The organism is Halobellus sp. Atlit-38R (assembly GCF_003665925.1).
GTDB classification, from domain to species: Archaea; Halobacteriota; Halobacteria; order Halobacteriales; family Haloferacaceae; genus Haloquadratum; species Haloquadratum inordinatus.
In genome coordinates this window covers 1-436 of sequence record NZ_QXIJ01000399.1, presented here as the reverse complement: position 1 = coordinate 436, position 436 = coordinate 1, and the positions used below count along the sequence as shown (strand labels likewise).

Here is a 436-nt window from a genome sequence, read left to right as displayed (position 1 = left end):
GACGATGATCTTGCCCTCCCAAACGTCGCGTTCAATCTTCGTGAAGGGAACAGTCTCATCGGCTACACCGGATTCCCGGAGACAACTGACGACGGTGAACAGTACCAGATCGGGAGCTTTAGCGAGGATAGCGTTCGACACCGCTACGAAGATATTATTCACGAAATCGAGAAGCACGAACAGGCACTTGATAGCGAAACTGCCGAGAAACACAGAAAACAGGCCAACAAGAAACTTCGAACTGCTCGCGAAGAACTCATCGAGGACATTCATGGCGACTTCGTTGAAGCCGGTATTGAAGACATTACACCTGATACCGTAGAAGAATTGGAGCCCTTCAAGTGGGTGTTGGAGTTCGCAGAGGTGTATGCGGACGGCGGGTTCGACGTGGTTGTTGGAAACCCACCGTGGGATCGAATCAAGCCGCTCCGCGACG

The 436-nt window shown here is 52.3% G+C and carries 1 protein-coding gene; it reads left to right on the top strand.

Annotated features, from left to right (window positions below; all coding sequences use genetic code 11):
- Positions 1-436: Eco57I restriction-modification methylase domain-containing protein (locus D3D02_RS20055; protein ID WP_394337750.1), on the top strand; the 436-nt coding region annotated here is incomplete at both ends.